The following is a 24177-nucleotide window of genomic DNA, read 5'->3' as shown; positions in this document are numbered from 1 at the left end:
GACATTTTACTAGTGGGTGTGAGGCGGCCACAAGGCCCCGGAGGGGCCGGATCAGCCGTCGGTGGCGGGAAGTTCGGCGAGGTGGCGCAGCGGGACCGGGCAGGAGAACGGCCGCCGGTCGGGGGCGGGCTCCTCCCCGGCGAGGGCGGCGACGGCGGGCCCGCACATACGGCCCTGGCACCAGCCCATGCCGGCCCGGGTGAGGAGTTTGACGGTACGGGCGTCCCGCGCGCCGAGCTCGTCCACGGCCTCGCGGATCCGGCCGGCCGGGACCTCCTCGCAGCGGCACACGACGGAGTCGTCGGGGAGCCAGCCGGTCCAGGCACCGCCCGGGCGGTGGGCGGCGGCCATCGCGTCGGCGAAGGCGCGCAGCCGGGCACGGGCGCGGACGAGGCGGCGGGGGGCGGGATCGCCGGCGGCGGCGATGGAGTGGGCGGCCAGTTCGCCCTCCAGCAGGGCGAGCTGCGCCCCGCCGATGCCGCCGGTCTCCCCCGCCGACCAGACGCCGGGGACGGAGGTCCGCTGTTCGGCGTCGAGTTCGAGGGCGATCGTGCCGTCGGGGCTCCGGCGGGTGGCGCAGCCGAGTCCGGTGGCGAGTTCCAACTGGGGAACGAGCCCGTGGCCCACGGCGAGGGCGTCGCACGGGATCCGGCGGGCGGTGCCGGGCAGCGGACGCCAGTCCCGGTCGAGTCGGGCCACGGTGACGGCCTCGACGCGGTCGGTGCCGTGCGCCTCGGTCACCGCGTGCCGGGTGAGGAGGCGTACGTGGTGCCGGGCGAGGGCTCCGCCGAAGGTCGCGGCCTCGGCGAGCTTGCCGGGGTTGCGCAGCAGGGCGGGGAGGTGGCCGGCGTACGCGGTGTACGCGCCCGCCTCCACCACGGCGGGGACGGTGGCTCCGGCGGCGGAGAGCGACCCGGCCACGGCGAGCAGCAGCGGGCCGCTGCCGGCGACGACCACGCGCTTGCCGGGGAGGACGAGCCCGGCCTTGAGCATGGCCTGGGCGCCACCGGCCCCGACGACCCCGGGAAGGGTCCAGCCGGGGAACGGCAGTTGGCGTTCGTAGGCACCGGTGGCGAGCAGCACGGCGGCGGCCCGCACGCCTGCGGCCCGCTCCTCGGACCCCGCCACGGCGTGCAGGACCCACTCCGTGGCACCCTCGCCGGGGACGACCGTCCACACGTGGTGCTGCGGGAGGTACGTGATCCGCCCGGCCTCGGCATGGGCGCGCAGGGCGGCTTCACGGCGGGCGAAGGCGGCCCAGCCGTGGTGCAGGGCCTCGGGGCGGGCGGCGCCCAGCCCGGGCGCGGGGTGGCGGTAGTACTGCCCGCCGGGCTGCTCCCCCGCGTCGAGGAGCGCGACCCGCAGCCCGAGCCCGGCGGCGGTCACGGCGGCCGCGAGCCCGGCGGGCCCGGCCCCGACGACGGCGAGGTCGGCCCGGTGCTCCGTCTCAGACGGCGAGGTCGGCATGGCCGGTTCCCTCCTGGGTGGTGACGGTGTCGCCCGCTCGTGCGGGGACGAGGCAGGCGCGTTGGTTCGGGCGGCCGTTGACGGTGACGAGGCAGTCGTAGCAGCTGCCGATCCCGCAGAACGCGCCGCGCGGGGCGCCGGTCTCGCGGGTGGTCCGCCAGGCGAGGATCCCGGCCGCCCACAGCACGGCGGCAATGGACTGACCCTCCTGCGCGGGGAGTTCCCTGCCGTCGAAGCCGATGGTGTAGGCGGCCGAAGGGGTGCCGCCGACCAGTGAGCGGGGGCTGCGCATCAGGGGGTCCTCCTCAGGGCGGTGTCCCGTGCCGGGGGCTCGGCAGGGTGGGGCGTTCCCCCTGGCCAGGGGGAATCCAGCCCCTCCGGCGCTCGAGGAGCGGGGTCCGGGGCGGCGCCCCGGGTCTGATCAGCCCGCCCAGGGGGCACCTCCCAGCGGTAGCTGGGGGAGTTTGAGGACCGGGTCCGGGCAGAGCCCGGTTTCGGGAAGGGGCGGGGTGGGGGAAAGGCCCCGCGCAGCGGCAGCCATCCGGCCCGGCTCACGTGAACCGCTCCGGGCGGAACGGGGCGAGCGGCAGCACGGGGTCGGCCCCCGTGAGGGCCGCCGCGATCAGCAGCCCCGTCGCCGGCGCCAGCCCGATGCCCGCCCCCTCGTGCCCGCACGCGTGCAACAGCCCGGGCCGCCGCGCGTCCGGACCGATCGCCGGCAGGTGGTCCGGGAGGTACGGCCGGAAGCCGTGGTAGGTCCGCAGGACGCGCACGTCCGCCAGCACCGGGAAGAGGGCCGCCGCCTGCGAGGCGAGACGGCGCAGGGCCTCCGTGGACAGCGAGCGGTCGAAGCCGACGCGTTCGCGGGTGGCGCCGATCAGGACCGGGCCGGACGGGGTGCCCTCCACCACCGCGGAGGACTGGAGCGAGGCGGATCCGCTGGCCACGTCCGCGATGTAGTCGGCGGCGTAGACCTTGTGCCGGACCACCCTCGGCAGCGGTTCGGTCACCAGGACGAAGCCGCGGCGCGGGAGGACCGGCAGCTCCACCCCGGCGAGTTCGGCGATGCGGCCGCCCCAGGTTCCGGCCGCGTTGACGACGGCGGGGGCGAGCAGGTCCCGGCGCGGGGTACGGACGCCCCGTACCGCGCCCGCGGCGTCCAGCAGGACCTCCGTCACCTCCTCCCCGAGGTGGAGCTCGGCTCCGGAGGCGGCCAGCAGGCGGGCCGCCGCCTGGGCCGGCTGGACCTGCGCGTCCTGGGGGTAGTGGAAGCCGCCCGCCAGGCCGGGGGCGAGACGGGGTTCCAGGTCGTGGAGGGCGTCCGCCGGCACCTCGACCGCCAGGGCGCCCGCCTTGCGCTGCCCTTCGGCGAAGGTGCGCAGCGCGTCCACCGCGGCCGGGGCCGAGGCGACGACGAGGCCGCCCTTGGGCTCGTACTCGGTCTCCCGGGGGAGGGCGGAGGCGAGTTCGCGCCAGAGGCGGGTGGACAGCAGGGCCAGGTCGAGCTCCGGGCCGGCCTCCTTGTCGGAGACGAGCAGGTTGCCCTCGCCGGCGCCGGTCGTACCGCCCGCAACGGGGCCGCGGTCGACGACCGCCACGGAGAGTCCGGCGCGGGCCGCGTAGTAGGCACAGGCCGCTCCGACGACGCCGGCGCCGATGATGACGGCGTCCAGGGAGTGTCTCTTGAGCACGACAGTAATATGTCACATTCTTCAGTGGCTGCCCAGGCCGGTCCCGCACCCACTTCGGGTGCGGGACCGGACCGGGCGGGCCGGTGCGGATCAGCTGCGGAGCGGGCCCTCACAGCTGTAACTCGACGTGCCCGCGACCTTGTTGCTCCAGATCTCCAGCGGACCGAAGGAGCAGTTCATGTCGGCGAGGTTGTTGGAGGCCGCGCCCGCGCGGTCGAGGATGAAGTAGTCGACCGTTTCGGACATGTCCTTGAAGTTCTGGTCGTCGCTGCGCCAGTTCTTCAGGTTCGCGGTGATGCGCCCGGTACAGGTGAAGCGGCGCTTGCCGGGGTCCCCGTTCTCCACGCAGTCCGGGGTGTTGTAGGTGGCCGTGGCGAAGGAGGACTTCACGTCGGCGAGCGCCGAGTCGCGCAGCTGCCCGTTGGGGGTGAAGACGGTGTTCGGCACGTAGAGCTGGTCGACCTTGGCGATCTGCGCGTCCAGGAAGCGGTCGTAGTCGCGCTGGAGGTAGGTGTCCGCGCCCATCCGGTGGCGCCAGGCGTCGTACGCGGCCACGTCGTTGCCCCGCATGTACGTGTACATCTCCCGCAGCAGCGAGGGCTTCTCGGTCCAGAGGAACTCGAAGAACGTGCCCGCGTAGTTGTAGAAGCGGAAGCCGTCGCCGTCGTAGGTGGCGTGCAGGAGCTGGTCGACGCTCATGCGCGGGCCGCCGCCGGCGGTGTCGTTGATGATGCCGCGGACCAGGGACTTGCGGACGGCGATGCCGTTGTCGCGGGTGGAGCCGTCGAAGAACTCGGCGGTGCCCTCGTCCATCGCGGTCGTACGGTCGCCCTGGTACCAGTCGCCCTGACCGAAGGTGCCGGGGACGGCGAAGCGGCCGTTGAGGTAGTGCGTGTACTCGTGGCGGAAGAGCTCTTCCAGGGTGAGGGAGGAGTCCTGCGGGACGCGGCGCTGGTAGGTGTAGAAGGTGGCGCCGTTCTCGATGTAGATGCCGCCGTTGTTGGTGCCGTAGCCGGTCAGGATGGGGTGGTAGTTCTCGTAGTCCGCGCGGGAGGCGTAGAGGACGATGTTCAGCGTGCTGTTGGGGTCTCCGGCGAGCGGCTGGTCGGTGCCCAGGACCCGGTGGAACTGCGTCTTGACCTGCTTGCTCGCGTAGTAGAGCTGGTCGACGGTGGCCCGGTCGAGGGCGGTGCGGACCTTGATGGCGCCGTTGTCGTAGGTGTAGGTGTTCGGGAAGAGCTGCTTCTCGATGTCCTCCTTGCAGACCCCGTACGGCTTGCACGCGTTGTAGAAGTTGAGCCACGAGACGACCTTGGCCCAGGGCTCGGTGCCCAGGCCGCTCTTGACCGGCTCCAGCATCGCGCCGAGGTCGGCGACGACCTGCTCCTGGAGGCCCGCGACCTGGCCGAACCGGCCGTACTCGCCGAGGGCGTCGCGCGCCACCCAGGCGTTGCCCGTGCCCTTGAGGTGGATGTAGGTCGAGAAGGCCTTGAAGGTCGCCCGGTAGGCGGGGTCCGCGGCGACGGCGGCGTGGAAGGCGGCGTCCTGGTTGCCCGGGTAGACGCCGAGGTAGTTGACGGAGAGGGCGGAGAGGGCGGCTCCCGCCCAGCCGGCGTCGAGGTTGGTGGCCGGGTGGGCCGGGTCCATGGTGGCCAGGACCTTCTTGATGAGGCCGAGCTGGTGCTGGCGCAGACCCGGCGCGCTGCCCGCGTAGAGGGCCTCGCGCAGGGTGCGGGCGTTGGTGGGGGTCACGTCGAAGGTGTGGGCGGCGCCCGCGAAGTCGGCGATGGCCTGGCGCATGGCGCCCACGGTCGGGGCGTCGGTGACGTCGATCTCGGAGCGCGAGTAGTCGTGGTAGGCGACCGCGTGCAGGTAGGTGAACATCTCCTCCAGGTGGGAGGAGTTGCGGCCGTCGTGCGCGGCGGCCAGGGCGGATATCCGGCGGGAGACGGCCTGGACGTGGGCGTCCGACATCACCGGGGCCAGGCGGGCGTCCCAGGTCCAGATGAGCCCGCGCAGGCATCCGTCGGCGAGCACGGCCTGGTCGGCGAGGAAGTCGGCGAACTGCTCCGGGCCGAGGCCCGTGATCCCGTCGAGTGTGCAGGGCACGCCGGCGGCGACGCTTCTCGCGGTGGGGGCCGCCTGCGCGGCGCCCTTGCCGTTCTTCTCGACGCGCTCGGAGGACGCGGTGGCGGCCGGGGCGGCGGTGGCGGCCCCGGGGACCTTCCCCGCGAGGTCCTTCCCACCGGGGGCTTGGGCGTCCGCCGGGGTGTCGGGCTTCGCGTGGGCGACGCGGTCGACCTCGTCGAACGGGTTCGCGGCCGGGGCCCCACCGGAGAAGGTGCCGGCCGCCGGACTGCCCGCGGCGGCTGCGGCCCCCTGGTCTGCGGCCTGGGTCACCGCCTGGCCCGCGGAGGCGAGGAGGGTGACCGTCACGGCGGAGGCGAGCAGGGCCGAACGCACGGTTTTGTGCTTGAACACCGAGGACTCCTGTGTGGAGAGAAGTGGGGGGTGGTGCGTGGGGGGTGGTGCGTGGAATGCCCGGGCCAACTGCCCCGGGTCACACGGCGTTTGACGGGGATTAACGTGCCGCGGTGTGAGCTGTAACATAGTAATGTGAAATTGCACTGACAAGACCTGTGCGCCCATCAGTTCGCTTCTTCTTGAGGGAGCCCCCGTGACCGACACCCCCTCGCGCCTCAATACGGGCAGCCACGACCTGCCCGTATCCCCCGAGTTGTCCCGGTTCATGGCGGGCGACTGGGCTCCGTCCCCGCTCCCGGACTCCGTACGCGTACCCCCGTACGCCGTCACGCCCGGCCGCCGGGCCCGGCTGTCGGCGCTCTTCCCGGGCGAGCGGCTGATCGTCCCCGCCGGTGAGCTGAAGGTCCGCTCCAACGACTGCGACCACCGTTTCCGCCCGCACAGCGCGTACGCCTGGCTTACCGGGCTGACCGGTGAGGACCAGGTGGGCCACGTCCTGGTCATGGAGCCCTCGGGCCCGCACGGACACGAGGCCGTCCTGTACCTGCGACCGCGCTCCTCGCGCTCGGACGGGACCGAGGAGTTCTACCGGGACCGCCGGTACGGGGAGTTCTGGGTGGGCCGCCGCCCCGACCTGGCCGAGGCGGAACGCCTGACCGGCCTGCGCTGCGCCCACCTGGACGCCCTGGGCTCACCGGCGGGCCGCGACTCCTCCGCCGACGCCGAACTCGCCGCCGCCCTGTCCGAACTGCGCCTGGTGAAGGACGCCTGGGAGGTCGGGCAGCTCCAACTGGCCGTCGACCACACGACGGCCGGCTTCGAGGACGTCGTACGGGCCCTGCCCCACGCCCTGGCCCATCCGCGCGGGGAGCGCTGGATCGAGGGGGTGTTCGGCCTGCGCGCCCGCGCCGAGGGCAACGGAACGGGGTACGACACGATCGCCGCCTCGGGCGCGCACGCGTGCGTCCTGCACTGGATCCGCAACGACGGCCGGCTGAACGGGGACGAACTCCTGCTCCTGGACGCGGGCGTGGAGACCGACACCCTCTACACGGCGGACATCACCCGCACGCTCCCGCTGTCGGGACGCTTCTCCCCCGTCCAGCGGCAGGTGTACGAACTGGTCCTGGCCGCCCAGGAGGCGGGCATGGCGGCGCTGCGCCCCGGCGCGAGCTTCCGCGACTTCCACCGGGCCGGGATGCGGGTGATCGCCGAGGGCCTGGCGGACTGGGGCGTCCTCAAGGACGCCGAGGGCGACCGACACCGGCGCTACACCCTCTGCAGCAGCGGCCACATGCTGGGCCTGGACGTCCACGACTGCGCGAAGGCCCGCTCGGAGACCTACCTGGACGGCGTGCTGGAGGAGGGCCAGGTCCTGACCGTGGAGCCGGGCCTGTACCTCCAGCCGGACGACGAGACCCTCCCGACGGAACTGCGCGGCATCGGCGTCCGCATCGAGGACGACCTGGTGATCACGGCGAACGGCGCCCGCCTGATGTCGAACGCGCTGCCGCGCACGGTGGCGGACATCGAGGAGTGGATGGGCCGACTTCTGGGCGGCTAGTCCACCCCGGTGGGCGGCCGGCGCGGGTCTCCGCCCACGCACGGGGCGGACGTACGGCCCCGCCGGTCCGACCGGCGGGGCCGAGCGGCCGCGCGGGCTACGGGAGGACCGCGAAGCCGTCCAGTTCGACGAGGGCCTGTTCGTCCCACAGGCGGACCGCGCCGATCACCGCCATCGCGGGGTAGTCCCGGCCCGCCAACCGCCGCCAGGTCCGGCCCAGTTCGGCCGCGTGCTCGCGGTACGCCGCCACGTCCACCGCGTACACCGTCACCCGGGCCAGGTCCTGCGGGGAGCCGCCCGCGGCGGCCAGGGCGGACAGGAGGTTGGACAGCGCCACCTCGAACTGCTCGACCAGGCCCTCCCCCACCACCTTGCCGGCGCCGTCCAGCGCGGTCTGGCCGGCCAGGAACACCAGCCGCGAGCCGGTCGCCACCACCGCGTGGGAGAAGCCCGTCGCCGGCGAGAGCTCCACCGGGTTGATCCTCTCGGGGCTCATCCGGCCGCCACCGTCCGGTAGAGCTCCTTCGCGATGATCGAACGCTGCACTTCGCTCGCCCCCTCGTAGATCCTCGGCGCCCGCACCTCCCGGTAGAGGTGTTCGAGCAGGTGACCCCGCTGGAGCGCGACCGCGCCGTGCAGTTGGACCGCGTGGTCCACGACGTACTGGGCCGTCTCCGTGGCCAGCAGCTTCGCCATCGCCGCCCGGCGCGGCACGTCGCCCGCTCCCCCGTCGTGCGCCCCGGCGGCCGCGTACACCAGCAGCCGGGCCGCCTCCGTGCGGGTGGCCATCTCCGCCACCCGGTGCGCGACCGCCTGGAGGTCGCTCAGGGTGCCGCCGAAGGCGGTGCGGCCCGCCGTGTGGGCGAGGGTGGCGTCGAGCGCGGCCCGGGCCATGCCCACCGCGAAGGCGCCGACGCTGGGCCGGAAGAGGTTCAGGGTGTCCATCGCGACGCGGAAGCCCCGGCCCGCCTCGCCGAGGAGGTCATCCGGGCCGACCGGGACCCCGTCGAAGGCGAGGGCGCCGATGGGGTGCGGGGAGAGCATGTCCAGGGCCTCGCCGGAGAGTCCGGGCCGGTCGGCGGGGACCAGGAAGGCGGAGACCCCCTTGGCCCCCGGCCCCTCACCCGTCCGGGCGAAGACGGTGTAGAAATCCGCCTCCGGGGCGTTGGAGATCCAGCGCTTCTCACCGCTCAGCAGCCAGCCGCCGCCGGGGGCCGGCGCCGCCGCCAGTTCCAGCGCCGCCGCGTCCGAGCCCGCTCCGGGCTCGCTCAGCGCGAAGGCCGCCACCGCCCGCCCCGCACGGACCCTCGGCAGCCACCGCTCCCGCTGTTCGTCGCTGCCCGCCCGCAGGACGGGGTAGGCACCCAACCCCTGGAGGGCGAGCGCCGTCTCGGCCTCCGTGCAACCGTAGGCGAGCGACTCCCGGAGCAGGCACAGCTCCAGCGCCCCGGCCGTGAACACCCGTTCCAGCAGGCCCGACTCCCCCAGCGCCGCCAGCAGCGGCCGGTTGACCCGGCCCGGCTCCCCCTTCTCCGCCAGCGGCCGCAGCCGGTCGGCCGACAGTGCGCGCAACCGCCCGCACCACTCCTCCTGGTCCGCCCCGAGCGCGAATCCGTTCATCCGAACACCCCCGCTTCTATCGCGTCCTGTTGACTGCCGTCACCATCACGATACGCTCGTGGCGGTGACCGCACGGCCGCTCCACCCCACCCGGGACCGTCACAAGGGGGCGAACCCGCCTTGGACCTGAAGCCTTCCGCTCACACCGACACTTTTGCCCGCGACCATCTGCCACCCGCGGACGCGTGGCCGGAACTCCTCTTCGAGCTGCCCGAACTGGCCTACCCGGACCGCCTCAACTGCGGGGCCGAGCTGCTCGACGCCACCATCGCCCGGTTCGGGCCCGAGGGCCCCGGCCGACCCGCCTTCCGCAGCGGTTCGGGCGAGGTGTGGACGTACGGGGAGCTGCGCGGGCGCGTGGACCGGATCGCGCACGTGCTCACGACCGACCTCGGCGTCGTCCCCGGCAACCGGGTGCTGCTGCGCGGGCCCACCGGCCCCTGGCTCGCCGCGTGCTGGCTCGCTGTGATGAAGGCGGGCGCGGTGGCGGTGACCGTACTGCCCCAGCAGCGCGCGCAGGAGCTGGCCACGGTCTGCTCGATGGCCCGGGTCCAGTACGCGCTGTGCCACGCGGGCGTACTGGACGACCTGGTCAAGGCGGAGGTGCCGGGGCTGCGGATCACCCCGTACGGCGGCGGGACCGAGGACGACCTGCTCCGGCTCGCCGAGAGACACACCGAGCCGTTCGAGGCCGTCCCGACCTCCGCCGACGACGTGGCCCTGATCGCCTTCACCTCCGGCACCACGGGCCGGCCCAAGGGCTGCATGCACTTCCACCGCGACCTGCTCGCCGTGGCCGACACCTTCTCCCGGAGCGTGCTGCGCCCGCGCCCCGACGACGTCTTCGCGGGCAGCCCGCCCCTCGGCTTCACCTTCGGTCTCGGCGGGCTGGTCGTCTTCCCGCTGCGGGCCGGCGCCTGCGCGCTGCTGCTGGAGGACGCGGTGCCGCGGCGGCTGCTGCCCTCCCTCGCCGAGCACCGGGTGACGGTGCTGTTCACGGCGCCCACCGCCTACCGGGCGATGCTGGACGCCCTGGGCCCGTACCACGTGGGCATGTACGACCTCTCCGCGCTGCGGCGCTGCGTGTCCGCCGGGGAGAACCTGCCCGCCACCACCTGGCGGGCCTGGTACGCGCGCACGGGCCTGCGGATCATCAACGGCATCGGGGCGACCGAGCTGCTGCACATCTTCATCTCGTCCGCCGACCAGGACATCCGGCCCGGCACCACCGGCCGGGTGGTACCGGGCTGGGAGGCGCGGGTGGTGGACGAGGCAGGGATGCCCGTGGCCGACGACGAGCCGGGGCTGCTGGCCGTACGCGGCCCGGTGGGCTGCCGCTACCTGGCCGACCCGCGCCAGGCGGAGTACGTACGGGACGGCTGGAACCTGACCGGGGACACCTACGTCCGCGACGCCGACGGCTACTTCCGTTACGTGGCCCGCGCCGACGACATGATCATCTCGTCCGGTTACAACATCGCCGGCCCGGAGGTGGAGGAGGCCCTGCTGCGCCACCCCGACGTGGCCGAGGCCGCCGTGGTGGGCCGCCCGGACGAGCGACGCGGCCAGATCGTGGTGGCGTACACCGTGCCCCGGCAGGGCGCGACGCTGACCGAGGAGGCACTGCGCGCCTTCATGCGGGCCGAGCTGGCCCCGCACAAGTGCCCGCGCGTCTTCGTCTTTCTCTCCGAGCTCCCCCGCACCGGGACCGGCAAGCTGCAACGCTTCCGGCTGCGCGATCTAGCATGAACCCGTGGTCGAGCAGCACACCCCGCGATCTCTGATCGTCACGTTCTACGGCGCCTACGGGCGGGCCTTCGAGGGACCGGTCCCGGTGTCCGCGCTGATCCGCCTGCTGGGCGCGGCCGGCGTGGACCCCCCGTCGGTCCGCTCGTCGGTGTCCCGGTTGAAGCGGCGCGGCTTCCTGCTGCCCGAGCGCGCGGCGGACGGCTCGGCCGCGTACGTGCTCTCCGACGAGGCGCAGCAGCTGCTGGACGACGGGGACCGGCGCATCTACGGCAGCCCGGAGCCCTCCGAGGACTGGCTGGTGGCGGTGTTCTCCGTGCCGGAGCAGGAGCGGAGCAAGCGGCACCTGCTGCGCTCTCGGCTGGCCCGGCTCGGTTTCGGATCGGTGGCGCCGGGCGTGTGGATCGCCCCGGCCCGGCTCACGGAGGAGACCGCGCACACGCTGGAGCGGCTGCGGCTGACGCCGTACGTGGAGCTGTTCCGCGGCGCCCACCTCGGTTTCGCGCCGACCGCGGAGGCGGTGGCCCGCTGGTGGGACCTGGCCGCCCTGGCCAAGCAGCACGAGGAGTTCCTGGACCGGCACGGCCCCGCCCTGCGCGCCCTGCGGTCGGGCCCGGAGCCGACCCCGGAGGAGGCCTACCGCGGCTATCTGCTCGCCCTGGACAGCTGGCGGCGGCTCCCGTACGCGGACCCGGGCCTGCCCCGCGACCTGCTTCCGGCGGACTGGCCGGGCGACCGCGCGGCGGCCGTCTTCGCCGAGCTGCACGCCCGCCTGTGGGACCGGGGCACGCTCTTCGCACAACCGTGAGGCGGTCCGCGCAACCGTGAGGGGCCGGGGATCGTCGAGCGGAGCATGACGCCACGCGCTGCGCGCCCCTCCCCGAAGAGGCCCTCTTTCAGGAAGCGCTGCCTGACCCTGGGCCCCGCGCTGCTCGCCGGCCTCGCGGCGGGCTGCGCGGCCGTCTCCCTGGCCTCCCGGTCCCGGGAGTACTGCGACGCCGGCGCTCACGCGGGCGGCCGCCTGGAGCTCTCCCTCACGCTCCTGCCGCTGGCCGTGGTCTTCGGTGTGGTGGCCCTGCTCGTGGCCTTCCTCCTGGACCGGCAGGCCGTGGCACTGCAGCTGGGCACGGTACTGGTCGTACTGGCGGGTCTGACGGTGCTGTACTTCGCCGTGCGCGGCACCCTCGACGGGTATCCCGGGAACCCGGAGAGGTGCGGGCCGGGCAACGTGCCGCCGTGGTGGCCGGGGTGGCTGCCCTCGTGAGGTGAACCGGGACGCGGGATCCGGGGCACGGGATCCGGGGCGGAAATCCGGGTGCGCGCGGTTCCCGCGGCGCGCCAGGATGGGCCATGACTTGGACCTTCAGCTCCGACCTCGACGCCTACCTCGCCGCCACGGGCCCGGCGGTGGCCGCCCATCCCGTCTCCAACACCCTCCTGATCACCGTCGCCGACGCGCTCGCCCGGCGCGGGCCGCACGTCTACGGGGACGCCGATCCGGTCTTCGGCTGGTGGACCGGGGCCGACGGCACCGTCTCCGGGGCCCTGCTGCGCACCCCGCCGTATCCGCTGCAGCTCGGCGCGCTTCCCGAGGAGGCGGTGCACGCCCTCGCGGCCGCCCTGACCACCGAACCGCTGCTCGCCGGGGTCGACGGCATCAGCGCCCGGCGCCGGGACACGGACACGCTGGCCGCGGCGTGGGGGCGGCCGTCCCGCCTCGCCGAGGAGAACCGCCTCTACCGGCTGGCCGGGCTCGTCGACCCCGATCCCGCGCCGTCCGGGCGGGCCCGCCTCGCCGGCGAGGAGGACCTTCCGCTGCTGCTGGAGTGGGTCCAGGCCTACGACGAGGAGCTGGGCCAGCCGGGCACGGGCTCCGAGGCCGGCCTGCGCGACCGGCTCTCGTACGGCGGGGTCCTGCTCTGGGAGGATGCCGGGGTGCCCGTCTCACTCGCCTCCTTCAGCCGCCCGATCGGCTCGGCCGCCCGCATCGGGCAGGTCTACACCCCGCCCGCGGTCCGCGGCCGCGGCTACGCCGCCGGGGTCACGCACGCGGCGAGCGAAGCGGCGTACGCGGCCGGCGCCTCCGAGGTGCTGCTCTTCACGGACCTGGCGAACCCGACGAGCAATGGCGTCTACCTGCGCCTGGGCTACACCCCGGTCGAGGACCGGGCCGAGGTGGTCGCAGCATGAGCACGCCCACCGAGCCGGACGAGCCGGACGAGCCGCCACAGCCGCCGGAACCGTGCTGGATGCTGGTGGCCAACGTGGTGGAGTGGCGCCGCTGCGGTGAGGGCGGCCAGGGTCAGCGCCCGGGCACGAAGACCTTCAAGGGCGGCGCCAAGCTGTACGTCTACGGTTTCGCGGACGGCCGGGACGTGTGCAAGGTCGTCGGCCGGCCCCGGAACTCCCCGCGGTACGTCGAGGCGCACGTCCACACCCGCCATCTGCACACCTTCCGCCCGAAGTTCGTCCGCAGCCCGGTCGTGCTCCGGACCACCGAGTGGTCCCACTTCTGGGGCTCGACGGCCGAGGCGGACGCGGCGCAGGCGGCCCCGTTCATGGACCGGCACGCCAGGGCCCTGCGCAGCGAGCGCTGGCTCGACTGGCACCACCCCCAACCGTGCCTGTGCCACGAGTGCCTCAACCCCGGCCGGTAGGCGGCTTGCGGCTGCCCGCCCGGTAGGGCGCGGGCCAGGGCGCGGCCGGGCCCTCGTAGGACTGGTCGGCGGCCGCGTGCAGGGTCCAGTGGGGGTCGTAGAGGTGGGGGCGGCCCAGCGCGCAGAGGTCGGCGCGGCCCGCCAGGAGCAGGGAGTTGACGTCGTCCCAGGAGGAGATGGCGCCGACGGCGATGACGGGGACGCCGAGGGCGCCCCGGATCCGGTCGGCGTACGGGGTCTGGTACGAGCGCCCGTACTCGGGGGTCTCGTCCGCGACCACCTGCCCGGTGGAGACGTCGATGGCGTCGGCGCCGTGCTCCGCGAAGGCGGCCGCGATCCGCACCGCCTCCTCGGGCGTGGTGCCGCCGGGCGCCCAGTCGGTGGCGGAGAGGCGGACGGTCATCGGGCGGTCCTCGGGCCAGACGGCGCGGACCGCGTCGAAGACCTCCAGCGGGAAGCGCAGCCGGTTCTCCAGCGGGCCACCGTAGGCGTCCTCGCGGTGGTTGGTGAGCGGCGAGAGGAACCCGGAGAGCAGGTAGCCGTGGGCGCAGTGCAGTTCCAGCAGGTCGAAGCCGCTGTCGGCGGCGCGGACGGCGGCGGCCGCGAACTCCGAGCGCAGCGCGGCCAGGTCCGCTTCGGCGAGGGTGCGCGGGACGGCCGAGACGCCCGGCCGGTACGGCAGCGCGGAGGCGGCGACCAGCGGCCAGTTGCCTTCGGGGAGCGGGTCGTCCATGCCCTCCCACATCACCCGGGTCGAGCCCTTGCGGCCGGCGTGTCCGAGCTGGACGCCTAGCGCGGTGCCGGGAGCGGAGGTGTGGACGAAGTCGGCGATGCGCTTCCAAGCCGCGGCCTGTTCCTGGTTCCAGAGGCCGGTGCAGCCGGGGGTGATGCGGCCCTCCTCGCTGACGCAGACCATCTCGGTCATCACGAGCCCCGCGCCGCCGAGGGCCCTGGCGCCGAGGTGGACGAGGTGGAAGTCCCCCGGCACGCCGCTTTCGGCGGAGTACATGTCCATCGGCGAGACGACGACCCGGTTGCGCAGGGTCAGGCCGCGCAGCCTCAGCGGGGTGAACATCGGCGGGGTGTTCTCGTCCGGGCAGCCGAAGTCCCGTTCCACGGCCCGGGTGAACCGCTGATCGCGCAGTCGCAGGTTGTCGTGGGTGACGCGGCGACTGCGGGTGAGCAGGTTGAAGGCGAACTGCCGGGCGGGCTGGCCGACGCACCCTTCGATCTCCTCGAACCAGCGCATGCTGGCGGCGGCCGCGCGCTGGGTGCTGGCGACGGCGGGGCGCCGTTCGGCCTCGTAGGCGGCGAGGGCTGTCGGTACGTCGGGGTGTGCGCGCACCGCTTCGGCGAGTGCGAGGGCGTCCTCCACGGCGAGTTTGGTGCCGGAGCCGATGGAGAAGTGCGCGGTGTGGGCGGCGTCGCCGAGCAGGACCACGTTTCCGTGCGACCAGTGCTCGTTGACGACGGTGCGGAACCGCGTCCACGCGGAGCGGTTCCCGCGCAGCGGCCTCCCGTGGAGGGCCTCGCTGAAGGTCTTGGCGCAGCGGGCGGCGGACTCGGTCTCGTCGCACAGGTCGAAACCGGCGGCCCGCCACACCTCTTCGCGCATCTCGACGATGACGGTGGAGGAGTCGGCCGAGTAGGGGTAGGCGTGCAGCTGCACGACCCCGTGCTCGGTCTCGGCGATCTCGAAGCGGAAGGCCTCGAAGGCGAAGTCGGCGGCGAGCCAGATGTAGCGGCAGCGGCCGGGCGTCACGGACGGCCGGTGGTGCGCGGCCCCGGCCTCGCGGACGGCGCTGTGCACGCCGTCGGCGGCGACCACCAGGTCGTACGAGGCGGAGAGGTCGCGGAGGTCGGGGGCCGCCGTCCGGAACCGGAGCCGGACGCCCAGTCCGGCGCAGCGCTCGTGCAGGATCTCCAGCAGCCGGCGCCGGCCGATGGCGGCGAAGCCGTGGCCGCCGGAGGTCAGCAGTCGGCCCCGGTGCACGATCTCCACGTCGTCCCAGCGCACGAACTCCGCGCCGAGGGCGGCGTGGACGACGGTGTCGGCCCGCTCGATGCCGCCGAGGGTCTCGTCGGAGAGGACGACGCCGAATCCGAAGGTGTCATCGGGGGCGCCCCGCTCCCAGAGCTCGACGGTGTGGCCCTGGCGGGCGAGCAGCGCGGCCGTGTAGAGCCCGCCGGGTCCGCCGCCGACGACGGCCACCCGCATGGCGGCTACCTGCCCTGCCACTGCGGCGGCCGCTTCCCGGTGAAGGCGGCGTGGAACTCGGCGTAGTCCCGGCCGTTCATCAGCAGGGCCTGGGTGGCGGCGTCCAGTTCGACCGACGCGGCCAGCGGCATGTCGAGTTCGGCGGTGAGCAGGGCCTTGGTCTGCGCGTAGGCGAGTACGGGGCCCGCGGCCAGGTGCAGCGCGAGTTCGTTCGCCCGGACGAGCGACTTGCCCTCCTCGGTGAGCTCGCTGAGCAGGCCGATCCGCTCGGCCTCGGCGGCGCGTACGGGCTCTCCGAGCATCAGCAGCCGGGTGGCGTGGCCGAGGCCGACGACCCGGGGCAGCAGGTAGGCGGCGCCCATGTCGCCGCCGGAGAGGCCGACGCGGGTGAAGAGGAAGGCGAAGCGGGCGGTGGGGTCGGCGATGCGGAAGTCCGCGGCGAGCGCGAGGACGGCTCCGGCTCCGGCGGCCACGCCGTGTACGGCGGCGATGACCGGGAAGGGGCATTCGCGGATGGCCCGCACGACCTGACCGGTCATCCGGTTGAAGTCGAGGAGCTGGGAGGTGTCCATGGCCAGGGTGGCGCCGATGATCTCGTCCACGTCTCCGCCGGAGCAGAAACCGCGCCCCTCTCCGCCGAGCACGAGGGCGCGCACGGAGCGGTCGCGGGACAGTTCGGCGAGCAGGTCGCGCAGGTCGGCGTAGGCGCCGAAGGTGAGCGCGTTCAGCTTCTCGGGGCGGTCGAAGGTGACGGTGGCGACGCCGTCCTGCCGGGTGAGGCGGAGGTGGTGCCACCGTTCGGTCGCTGCTGTGGAACCGGTGAAGGGGCTCACGCCATCGACGGTATCACCGAATCCTGACCACCGTCATGGAAGCGCAACACGCCCGCGCCGCACCCACCCGCCACACCCACCCGCCGGGGCGCCCCGCGGGAAGATATTTCGACTTCGTATCGTTGAATCCAGTACCTATTGACACGGCTCCGGCGCCACCACCCTCACCGAATGGAGGGTTCCACCTTGTCCGACCTCTCCGCCTGGAGGATCCCCCTGCCCCACACCGCGGCCGCCGTACCCATGGCCCGCGCCCTCGTCCGCACCGCGCTCGCCGAACTCGACGCGCCCGCCGACAGCGACACGGCGGAACTGCTGACCGCGGAGCTGGTCGCCAACGCCGTGGAGCACACCGACCGCGAGGCCCCGATCGAACTGGTCGTGGAACTCCTGGACGACGGCTGCCAGGTCGAGGTCCACGACGGCGACCCGCAGCCGCCCGGCGGCCTGACGGCCCGCCCGGACGAGCACCACCCCGACCCCTGGCAGGAGCACGGCCGCGGCCTGCTGCTGATCCGCACCCTCAGCTCCTCCTGCGGCCACCGTCGCACCGCGCACGGCAAGGCGGTGTGGTTCACCCTTCCCGCGCGCACGTGACCACGCGTATGACTATGCGCCGGTCTGCGGCTTCGCCAGCGTGGCGACGAGTACGGCCTTGATGGTGTGCAGCCGGTTCTCGGCCTCGTCGAAGACGATGGAGTGCTCCGACTCGAACACCTCGTCCGTCACTTCGAGCGATTCCAGCCCGTGGCTCTCGTGGATCTCCCGGCCCACCTTCGTGCCCAGGTCGTGGAAGGCCGGCAGGCAGTGCATGAACTTCACGTCCGGGTTCCCGGTGGCCCGCAGCACGTCCATGGTGACGGCGTACGGGGACAGGGCGGCGATCCGCTCGTCCCAGACCTCCTTGGGCTCGCCCATCGACACCCAGATGTCCGTCAGGACGAAGTCGGCCTGGGCGACGCCCTCCGCGATCTCCTCGGTCAGGGTGATCCGCGCACCGCTCTCCGCCGCGAGCCTGCGCGCCTCGGCCACCACCGCCTCGGTCGGCCAGTAGGCCTTCGGCGCCACGATCCGCACGTCCATGCCCAGCAGCGCGCCCGTCACCAGGTAGGAGTTCCCCATGTTGAAGCGGGCGTCGCCGAGGTAGGCGAAGGAGATCCGCTCCAGCGGCTTGGCGCTGTGCTCGGTCATGGTGAGGACGTCGGCCAGCATCTGCGTGGGGTGCCAGTCGTCGGTGAGACCGTTGAAGACGGGCACGCCGGAGTGGGCGGCGAGCTCCTCCACGGTGTCCTGGCTGTCACCCCGGTACTCGATCGCGTCGAACATCCGGCCCAGCACCCGGGCGGTGTCCTTGACCGACTCCTTGTGGCCCATCTGGGAGCCGGAGGGGTCGAGGTAGGTGGTGTGGGCGCCCTGGTCGGCGGCGGCGACCTCGAAGGCGCAGCGGGTGCGCGTCGAGGTCTTCTCGAAGATCAGGCAGATGTTCCTGCCCCGGAGCTGGCGCTGCTCGATCCCGGCCCTCTTGGCCGCCTTCAGGTCGGCGGCGAGCTCGACCAGGCCGCGGAACTCGGCGGCGGTGAAGTCGAGCTCCTTGAGGAAACTGCGGCCGGTGAGGTCGGTGGCCATGGGGTCGCTCCAGCATCATCGTGACAAGGGGTGATGGAAGTCTATACGATCCTCTGCATTGATATACGGAAAAGTGATCGCTGCCTCATGGAGCCGTCGGTCGGCCCGGCTCAGGCCACCGCGTCGCGTTCGACCGGGCAGCTCATGCAGCGCGGCCCTCCCCTGCCCCGGCCCAGCTCGCTGCCCGGGATCTCGATGACCTCGATGCCCTCCTTGCGCAGGTGGGTGTTGGTCGTCACGTTCCGCTCGTAGGCGACGACCACCCCCGGCTCCACGGCCAGTACGTTGCACCCGTCGTCCCACTGCTCGCGCTCCGCCGAGTGCACGTCCTGGGTCGCGGTCAGCACCCGGATCGAGTCCAGGCCGAGGGCCGCGGCGATCGCGCGGTGCATGTGCTCGGCAGGGTGGTCGGTCACCCTCAGCTCGCCCGGACCGTCGCCCGGCTCGATCGTGTAGGAGCGGAGCATGCCGAGCCCCGCGTACTGGGTGAACGTATCTCCGTCGACCATCGTCATCACGGTGTCCAGGTGCATGAAGGCCCGCCGCTTCGGCATGTCGAGGGCCACGATGCTGCGCGCCGAGCCGGCGGCGAACAGGCCCCGCGCCAGCATCTCCACGGCCTGCGGGGTGGTCCGCTCGCTCATCCCGATCAGCACCGCGCCGTTGCCGATGACCAGGACGTCACCGCCCTCGATCGTCGAGGGGTAGTCCACCTGCCCCTGCGACCAGTAGTGGAAGGCCCCGGAAGCGGTGAAGAGCGGATGGTGCCGGTAGATCGCCTCGAAGTGGACGGTCTCGCGCTGCCGGGCAGGCCAGCGCATCGCGTTGACGGAGACGCCGTCGTAGATCCAGGCGGAGGTGTCCCGGGTGAAGAGGTGGTTGGGCAGCGGCCCCAGCAGGAAGCCGTCCAGGTCCAGGGCGTGGAAGCGCACCGACAGCGGCTCCGCGTGCCGCTCCAGGTACTCGCGCTTGGTCATCCCGCCGACCAGCGCCTCCGCCAAGTCTGCCGAGGACATCCCGTCGAAGTCCGACCTCAGGTGGTCGGTGGCGAGCGGCCCGTACTCCTTCTCGTCGAAGACCCGGTCCAGTACGAGATGTCGCGCCTCGGGAATGTCCAGGGCCTCGACCAGCAGGTCGCCGAAGAGGTGGACCGCGACCCCCCGGTCGCGCAGCACGTCCGCGAAGCCGTCGTGCTCCTGGCGGGCCCGGCGCACCCACAGCACGTCGTCGAAGAGGAGCGCGTCCTTGTTGCTCGGTGTGAGCCGCTTCAGCTCCAGGTCGGGCCGGTGGAGGATGACGCGGCGGAGCCGCCCGGTCTCGGAGTCGACGTGGAATCCCATGCCGTACACGTTCCCAGACGGGGCGGCTTTGACCCGGCGTCGGCTCAGCGGGCCGGGGTGAGGCCGAGAAGCGCCGACGGCGCGCCGACGAGTTCCGGGGCGACCACCCCCAACTTGGGCAGCGTGACGTCCGGCAGACCGTAGTTGGCGGCGTTCGGCATCGTCAGCGGGGAGCCGACGACGGCGCCCGGGGTGTGCGCGCGCATGTCCGTGTCCGGGGCCGTCAGGGAGCCCTCGCCGTCCGTCGCCGGGTCGCCCAGCACGTTCGGGACGGGCGTGGAGACGAGCGTGCGACCGAGCTCGGTGCTGAGCGGGACCGTCGGGAGCACCGGGGTCGGGAGCATGTCCCCCATGTGCTGGACCGGCGTTTCCGGCGCTCCGACGACCGGCACCGGGATCCCGGTGGCCACGCGGGGGGTGTCCACGCCCAGCGTGGTCTTGACGGCGTCCAGGGGGACACCGACCGGCACCGAGTCGGCGACGGCCGGGGCGGCAGCGCCGGCCGCCGCCATACAGGTCATGAGCGCCGCAATGCTTCCGCGCGCGGTCATCTTCATAGGTGACGTTCCGTCCTTCCAGGGTCGCGGACACTCCGCTGCCCTGGATGAACGATCCCGCCAGGTCGTTTCCCGGCGTTCTCGACGAAAGTTCCCCCATACGACCTAAAGAGGGGCCGCCCGGAGGTCTCGGCTTGACGCTCCGGGCGGCCGGCGGCCCATGCCTTCGACATGTGCCGTCGATTCCCCTCTGTCAGAGCCGGGGGTCGACCGGCTCCGATTCGAGGGCGAGCACCGCGAAGACGGCCTCGTGGACCCGCCACAGCGGCTCCTCCGCGGCCAACCGGTCCAGTGATTCCAGACCGAGCGCGTACTCGCGCAGGGCGAGCGAGCGCTTGTGCCCGAGGAAGCGCCCGCGCAGCCGCTCCAGGTGGTCCGGACGGGTGTACTCCGGGCCGTAGATGATCCGCAGGTACTCGCGTCCCCGCACCTTGACTCCGGGCTGCACGAGACGGCCCTTGCCGTCCCGGGCGTAGGCCTGGAGCGGCTTGACGACCATGCCCTCGCCGCCGGCGGCCGTCAGTTCCAGCCACCAGTCGGTGCCGGCCCGTACGGAGGCCTCGTCCGCGGTGTCCACGAGGATCCGGCCGGTGCGGCGCAACAGCCCGGTCCCCGCGGCCTCGTCGGCGGCGACCAGCCGGTCCAGCCAGAACAGCTGCTCGTCGTGGGGTACGGCGGCCAGCGAACGCCCGGCCGCCGCCAGCAGCTGGAACGGCGCGAACCGTACGCCGTCCAGCCCGTCGGTGGTCCAGCAGTAGCGCCGGTACGCCTCGGTGAACGCCGCCGCGTCGGCGGCCCGGCCGCGCTGGCGGTTCAGCAGCTCACCGGTGTCGATGCCCCGGGCGGCGGCCGCCTCCAGGGCGGCGAGCGCACCCGGGAAGACGGCGCCGGAGGCCGCGCCCACGGCGGCGTACTGGTTGCGCAGCAGGCCGGTGGACTTCAGCGACCAGGGCAGCAGTTCCCCGTCGATCAGCAGCCAGTCCGTGCCGAGCTCCTCCCAGAGGCCGGCGTCGGCGACGGCCGAGCGGAGCCGGGTCAGGACCTCCTCGGTGACCTCGGGGTCCTTGAAGAACGGCCGTCCGGTGCGGGTGTAGACGGAACCGGTGGGTCCGTCCACACCGAAGCGCTCGCGGGCCGCCTCGGCGTCCTTGCAGACCAGGACGGTGGCGCGGGAGCCCATGTGCTTCTCCTCGCACACGACCTGGGCGATGCCGTCCTTGCGGTACTGGGCGAAGGCCTCGGCCGGGTGCTCCAGGTAGCCGTCCTCCTTGGACGTCTCGGTCGGCGCCATGGTCGGCGGCAGGTACGGGACGAGGCGCGGGTCCACCGCGAAGCGGCTCATGACCTCCAGGGCGGCGGCCGCGTTCTCCTCGCGCACGTTGACGTTGCCCAGGTGCCGGGTCTCCACGACCCGGCGTCCCTGTACGTCGGCCAGGTCGAGCGGGCGGCCGTCGTGGCCGCCGGGCGCCTCGGCGGCGAGCGGCTTGACCGGCTCGTACCAGACCTTCTCGGCCGGTACGTCGACCAGTTCGCGCTCGGGCCAGCGCAGGGCGGTCATCTTCCCGCCGAAGACCGCGCCGGTGTCCAGGCAGATCGTGTTGTTGATCCACGCGGTGTTGGGGACCGGGGTGTGGCCGTAGACCACGACGGCCTTGCCGCGGTAGTCCTCGGCCCACGGGTAGCGCACGGGCAGCCCGAACTCGTCCGTCTCGCCGGTGGTGTCCCCGTACAGGGCGTGCGAGCGGACCCGGCCGGAGGTGCGGCCGTGGTACTTCTCGGGCAGGCCCGCGTGGCAGACCACCAGCTTGCCGCCGTCGAGCACGTAGTGGCTGACGAGGCCGCGGATGAACTCCCGTACCTCCCGGACGAACTCCTCCGGCTCCTTCTCCAGCTGCTCGATGGTCTCGGCGAGCCCGTGGGTCCGCTGGACCTTGGACCCCTTGAGGAACCGGCCGAGCTTGTTCTCGTGGTTGCCGGGCACGCACAGGGCGTTGCCGGACTTCACCATGCCCATGACGCGGCGCAGGACGCCCGGGCTGTCGGGGCCGCGGTCGACGAGGTCGCCGACGAAGACGGCGGTGCGGCCCTCGGGGTGGACGCCGTCCTCGTACCCCAGCTTGGCGAGCAGCGTCTCCAGCTCCGACGAACAGCCGTGGATGTCACCGACGATGTCGAAGGGGCCGGTGAGGTGGGTGAGGTCGTTGAAGCGCTTCTCCAGCACCACCTCGGCGTTCTCGGCCTCCTCGACGGAACGCAGCACGTGCACCTTGCGGAAGCCCTCGCGCTCCAGTCCGCGCAGGGAGCGCCGCAGGTCGCGGCGGTGGCGCTGGATGACGGCACGGGGCAGTCCGGCCCGGTCGGGGCGGGCCGCGTTGCGCTCGGCGCAGACCTCTTCGGGCATGTCGAGCACGATGGCGACGGGCAGTACGTCGTGCTCGCGGGCGAGTCGGACCAGGCTCCGGCGGGCCTCGGCCTGGACGCTCGTCGCGTCGACGACGGTCAGGCGCCCGGCGGCCAGCCTCTTGCCGGCGATGAAGTGCAGGACGTCGAAGGCGTCCCGGCTGACGCTCTGGTCGTTCTCGTCGTCGGAGACGAGCCCCCGGCAGTAGTCGGAGGAGATGACCTCGGTCGGCTTGAAGTGCTTGCGGGCGAAGGTGGACTTGCCCGATCCGGTGGCCCCGATCAGGACGACGAGGGACAGATCGGTGACGGGAAGTACACGGTGCTTCCCGGTCTCGGTGCCGGCGTCGGTATCGATGTCGGCGTCGATGTCGGTCTCGGTGGTCATGCTGCCTCGCCCTCCTTCGGGGTCTCGGTGGTGGTGTCGGGGGTGGTGTCGGTCTGGGTGAAGACGGCCATCTGGGTCGGCGGACCGACCTCGGGGTCGTCGTCGCCGACGGGGACGAACTCGACGCCGTAGCCGTGCCGGTTCGCGACGCCGTCCGCCCAGGCGCGGAACTCCTCGCGGGTCCACTCGAAGCGGTGGTCGCCGTGGCGCACGTGCCCGGCGGGCAGGCTCGCCCAGCGGACGTTGTACTCGACGTTCGGGGTGGTGACGAGGACGGCGCGGGGGCGGGCCGAGCCGAACACCGCGTACTCCAGGGCGGGCAGCCGCTCCGGGTCCAGGTGCTCGATGACCTCGCTCAGCACGGCCGCGTCGTAGCCGGCCAGCCGCTTGTCGGTGTAGGCGAGCGAACCCTGCAACAGCGTGACGCGCGAACTCTGCCGCTCGCCCATCCGCTCCAGCCGCAGCCGCTTGGCGGCCAGGTTCAGGGCCCGCACGGACACGTCCATGCCGACGATCTCGGTGAACGCCACCTCCTTGAGGAGCGCCTGCACCAACTGCCCCTGTCCGCAGCCGAGGTCGAGGACGCGTGCCGCGCCCGCGGCCCGCAGCGCGGTGAGGATCGCCTCGCGCCGCTGCACGGCGAGCGGCACGGACCGCTCCGCGATCTCGTCGTCGACCGCGTTGTCGAGCTCCTCGACCTCGCTGCCGTCGGACTCGGCGAGACGTACCAGCTCCAGGCGCTCCAGCGCGTCCTGGGTCAGCCGCTTGTGGCGGGCCAGGTAGCGGGAGCTGATGAGCCCGTGCTCGGGGTGGGAGGCGAGCCAGCCGTCTCCGGCGCGCAGCAGCTTGTCGACCTCGTCGGGAGCGATCCAGTAGTGCTTGGCGTCGTCGAGGACCGGCAGCAGCACGTACAGCTGCCGCAGGGCGTCGGCGAGCCTGAGCTCGCCCTCCAGTACGAGGCGCACGTACCGGGAGTCCCCCCACTCGGGGAACCGCTCGTCGAGCGGTACGGGCTCCACGTCCACGAGGTCCCAGCCCAGCGGGTCGAACAGGCGGTGCACGAGCGCCGCGCCGCCGCGTGCGGGCAACACGGGAATCTCCACGCGCAGCGGCCGCTTCTCCTCGGGCAGCTCCGGCCGCGCGGCGCACTGACCCTTCAGTGCGCTGCGGAACACCCCGCTGAGCGCGACGGCCAGCAGTGAGGAAGCGGCGTACGGGCGGTCGTTGACGTACTGCGCGAGCGCCGCGTCGGGAGCGCCGCCCCGTCCCTTGCCCTGTCCGCGTCGCACGAGCGCGACGGGATCCACCTCCAGCAGCAGGGCCGCCGTGCACCGCTCGGCCGTGGCCTCGGGATAGAACACGTGGGCGTTGCCGTGGGAGGTGGAGAACGCCTGGATCTTCCCGGGATGCTTGTGCAGCAGGAAGCCCAGGTCGGTCGCGGGTCGTTCAGGGGTACCGGTGGTGGAGATCGTCAGGAACACACGTCCGAGTATGGGGCGGCACTCACGACCCGGCCAACGTGTTTTGCGCGAACACCGCAGGTGAGGGACTTCCTCATTTCCCGCACAAGGGCTGACACATTTTGA

Annotated in this window: 20 protein-coding genes; 7 read left to right on the top strand and 13 right to left on the bottom strand. The window is 73.1% G+C overall.

The window, feature by feature from the left end; all coding sequences use genetic code 11:
* Positions 1 to 51 precede the first annotated feature (51 nt).
* The 4 genes from ACFYYJ_RS32010 to ACFYYJ_RS31995 all read right to left on the bottom strand — a co-directional run bounded on the left by ACFYYJ_RS32010 (position 52) and on the right by ACFYYJ_RS31995 (position 5639).
* Positions 52 to 1467 carry an NAD(P)/FAD-dependent oxidoreductase gene (locus tag ACFYYJ_RS32010; RefSeq protein ID WP_389137577.1) on the bottom strand — a complete coding sequence of 472 codons (1416 nt, stop codon included), beginning with the start codon at positions 1465 to 1467 and terminating at the stop codon, positions 52 to 54.
* Positions 1448 to 1759: a (2Fe-2S)-binding protein gene (locus ACFYYJ_RS32005; RefSeq protein WP_385359025.1), complete on the bottom strand. Its 312-nt coding sequence runs from the start codon at positions 1757 to 1759 to the stop codon at positions 1448 to 1450. The genes ACFYYJ_RS32010 and ACFYYJ_RS32005 overlap by 20 nt, the downstream gene beginning before the upstream one ends.
* A gap of 259 nt (positions 1760 to 2018) precedes the next feature.
* Complete coding sequence (locus ACFYYJ_RS32000) at positions 2019 to 3158, bottom strand: NAD(P)/FAD-dependent oxidoreductase (protein ID WP_389137575.1); 1140 nt, start codon at positions 3156 to 3158, stop codon at positions 2019 to 2021.
* Positions 3159 to 3248: 90 nt separating this feature from the next.
* Complete coding sequence (locus ACFYYJ_RS31995; protein WP_389137573.1) at positions 3249 to 5639, bottom strand: collagenase; 2391 nt, start codon at positions 5637 to 5639, stop codon at positions 3249 to 3251.
* A 196-nt stretch (positions 5640 to 5835) separates the two neighbouring features.
* Between ACFYYJ_RS31995 and ACFYYJ_RS31990 the strand changes: the two genes are divergently transcribed.
* Positions 5836 to 7206 (top strand): aminopeptidase P family protein, encoded by a 1371-nt coding sequence (locus ACFYYJ_RS31990; RefSeq protein ID WP_389137571.1) that lies wholly within the window; start codon positions 5836 to 5838, stop codon positions 7204 to 7206.
* Between the two features lie 97 nt (positions 7207 to 7303).
* Here the strand turns inward: ACFYYJ_RS31990 and ACFYYJ_RS31985 are convergent, their stop codons facing one another.
* Together ACFYYJ_RS31985 and ACFYYJ_RS31980 are read right to left on the bottom strand one after the other, a co-directional pair.
* Positions 7304 to 7702, bottom strand: coding sequence for a RidA family protein (locus ACFYYJ_RS31985; RefSeq protein WP_385125535.1), 399 nt, complete (start codon positions 7700 to 7702; stop codon positions 7304 to 7306).
* A complete protein-coding gene (locus ACFYYJ_RS31980) occupies positions 7699 to 8826 on the bottom strand; it encodes an acyl-CoA dehydrogenase family protein (protein WP_389137569.1) in 1128 nt (375 codons plus the stop codon). Before ACFYYJ_RS31980 ends, ACFYYJ_RS31985 begins: the two co-directional genes overlap by 4 nt.
* Before the next feature lie 120 nt (positions 8827 to 8946).
* On the opposite strand from ACFYYJ_RS31980, the gene ACFYYJ_RS31975 reads away from it, so the two are divergent.
* From ACFYYJ_RS31975 to ACFYYJ_RS31955, 5 genes are all read left to right on the top strand, one after another.
* Positions 8947 to 10575 (top strand): AMP-binding protein, encoded by a 1629-nt coding sequence (locus ACFYYJ_RS31975; RefSeq protein WP_385125537.1) that lies wholly within the window; start codon positions 8947 to 8949, stop codon positions 10573 to 10575.
* A gap of 4 nt (positions 10576 to 10579) precedes the next feature.
* On the top strand, positions 10580 to 11380 hold the full coding sequence (locus ACFYYJ_RS31970; RefSeq protein WP_389137566.1) for a PaaX family transcriptional regulator C-terminal domain-containing protein: 801 nt from the start codon (positions 10580 to 10582) through the stop codon (positions 11378 to 11380).
* 45 nt (positions 11381 to 11425) lie between these two features.
* Positions 11426 to 11836, top strand: coding sequence for a hypothetical protein (locus ACFYYJ_RS31965; RefSeq protein ID WP_385359014.1), 411 nt, complete (start codon positions 11426 to 11428; stop codon positions 11834 to 11836).
* 86 nt (positions 11837 to 11922) lie between these two features.
* Entirely contained in the window at positions 11923 to 12762 is an 840-nt protein-coding gene (locus ACFYYJ_RS31960) for a GNAT family N-acetyltransferase (protein WP_389137564.1), read from the top strand.
* Complete coding sequence (locus tag ACFYYJ_RS31955; RefSeq protein ID WP_389137562.1) at positions 12759 to 13229, top strand: hypothetical protein; 471 nt, start codon at positions 12759 to 12761, stop codon at positions 13227 to 13229. The genes ACFYYJ_RS31960 and ACFYYJ_RS31955 overlap by 4 nt, the downstream gene beginning before the upstream one ends.
* Here the strand turns inward: ACFYYJ_RS31955 and ACFYYJ_RS31950 are convergent.
* Complete coding sequence (locus ACFYYJ_RS31950) at positions 13213 to 15447, bottom strand: bifunctional salicylyl-CoA 5-hydroxylase/oxidoreductase (protein WP_389137721.1); 2235 nt, start codon at positions 15445 to 15447, stop codon at positions 13213 to 13215. The genes ACFYYJ_RS31955 and ACFYYJ_RS31950 overlap by 17 nt on opposite strands.
* A gap of 5 nt (positions 15448 to 15452) precedes the next feature.
* Entirely contained in the window at positions 15453 to 16280 is an 828-nt protein-coding gene (locus ACFYYJ_RS31945) for an enoyl-CoA hydratase family protein (RefSeq protein ID WP_385125543.1), read from the bottom strand.
* 171 nt (positions 16281 to 16451) lie between these two features.
* On the opposite strand from ACFYYJ_RS31945, the gene ACFYYJ_RS31940 reads away from it, so the two are divergent.
* Positions 16452 to 16877, top strand: a complete 426-nt coding sequence (locus tag ACFYYJ_RS31940; RefSeq protein ID WP_385359009.1) for an ATP-binding protein — start codon at positions 16452 to 16454, stop codon at positions 16875 to 16877.
* A 12-nt stretch (positions 16878 to 16889) separates the two neighbouring features.
* Here the strand turns inward: ACFYYJ_RS31940 and argF are convergent, their stop codons facing one another.
* The 5 genes from argF to ACFYYJ_RS31915 form a co-directional block, all read right to left on the bottom strand.
* Positions 16890 to 17906: an ornithine carbamoyltransferase gene (gene argF / locus ACFYYJ_RS31935; RefSeq protein WP_385125547.1), complete on the bottom strand. Its 1017-nt coding sequence runs from the start codon at positions 17904 to 17906 to the stop codon at positions 16890 to 16892.
* Positions 17907 to 18016: 110 nt separating this feature from the next.
* The gene (locus tag ACFYYJ_RS31930) at positions 18017 to 19246 is read right to left on the bottom strand and encodes an arginine deiminase (RefSeq protein ID WP_385125549.1); all 1230 of its coding nucleotides are present in this window, start codon (positions 19244 to 19246) and stop codon (positions 18017 to 18019) included.
* Between the two features lie 44 nt (positions 19247 to 19290).
* Entirely contained in the window at positions 19291 to 19797 is a 507-nt protein-coding gene (locus tag ACFYYJ_RS31925) for a hypothetical protein (RefSeq protein WP_385125550.1), read from the bottom strand.
* A gap of 199 nt (positions 19798 to 19996) precedes the next feature.
* A complete protein-coding gene (locus ACFYYJ_RS31920; protein WP_385359004.1) occupies positions 19997 to 22591 on the bottom strand; it encodes a polynucleotide kinase-phosphatase in 2595 nt (864 codons plus the stop codon).
* Positions 22588 to 24072, bottom strand: coding sequence for a 3' terminal RNA ribose 2'-O-methyltransferase Hen1 (locus ACFYYJ_RS31915; protein WP_385125553.1), 1485 nt, complete (start codon positions 24070 to 24072; stop codon positions 22588 to 22590). The genes ACFYYJ_RS31920 and ACFYYJ_RS31915 overlap by 4 nt, the downstream gene beginning before the upstream one ends.
* Positions 24073 to 24177: the final 105 nt, after the last annotated feature.

It is taken from the genome of Streptomyces sp. NPDC002467, from assembly GCF_042889825.1.
Lineage (GTDB): Bacteria > Actinomycetota > Actinomycetes > Streptomycetales > Streptomycetaceae > Streptomyces.
Note: the sequence above shows the minus strand (reverse complement) of the source record. Positions and strands in the feature narration are given on the sequence as shown.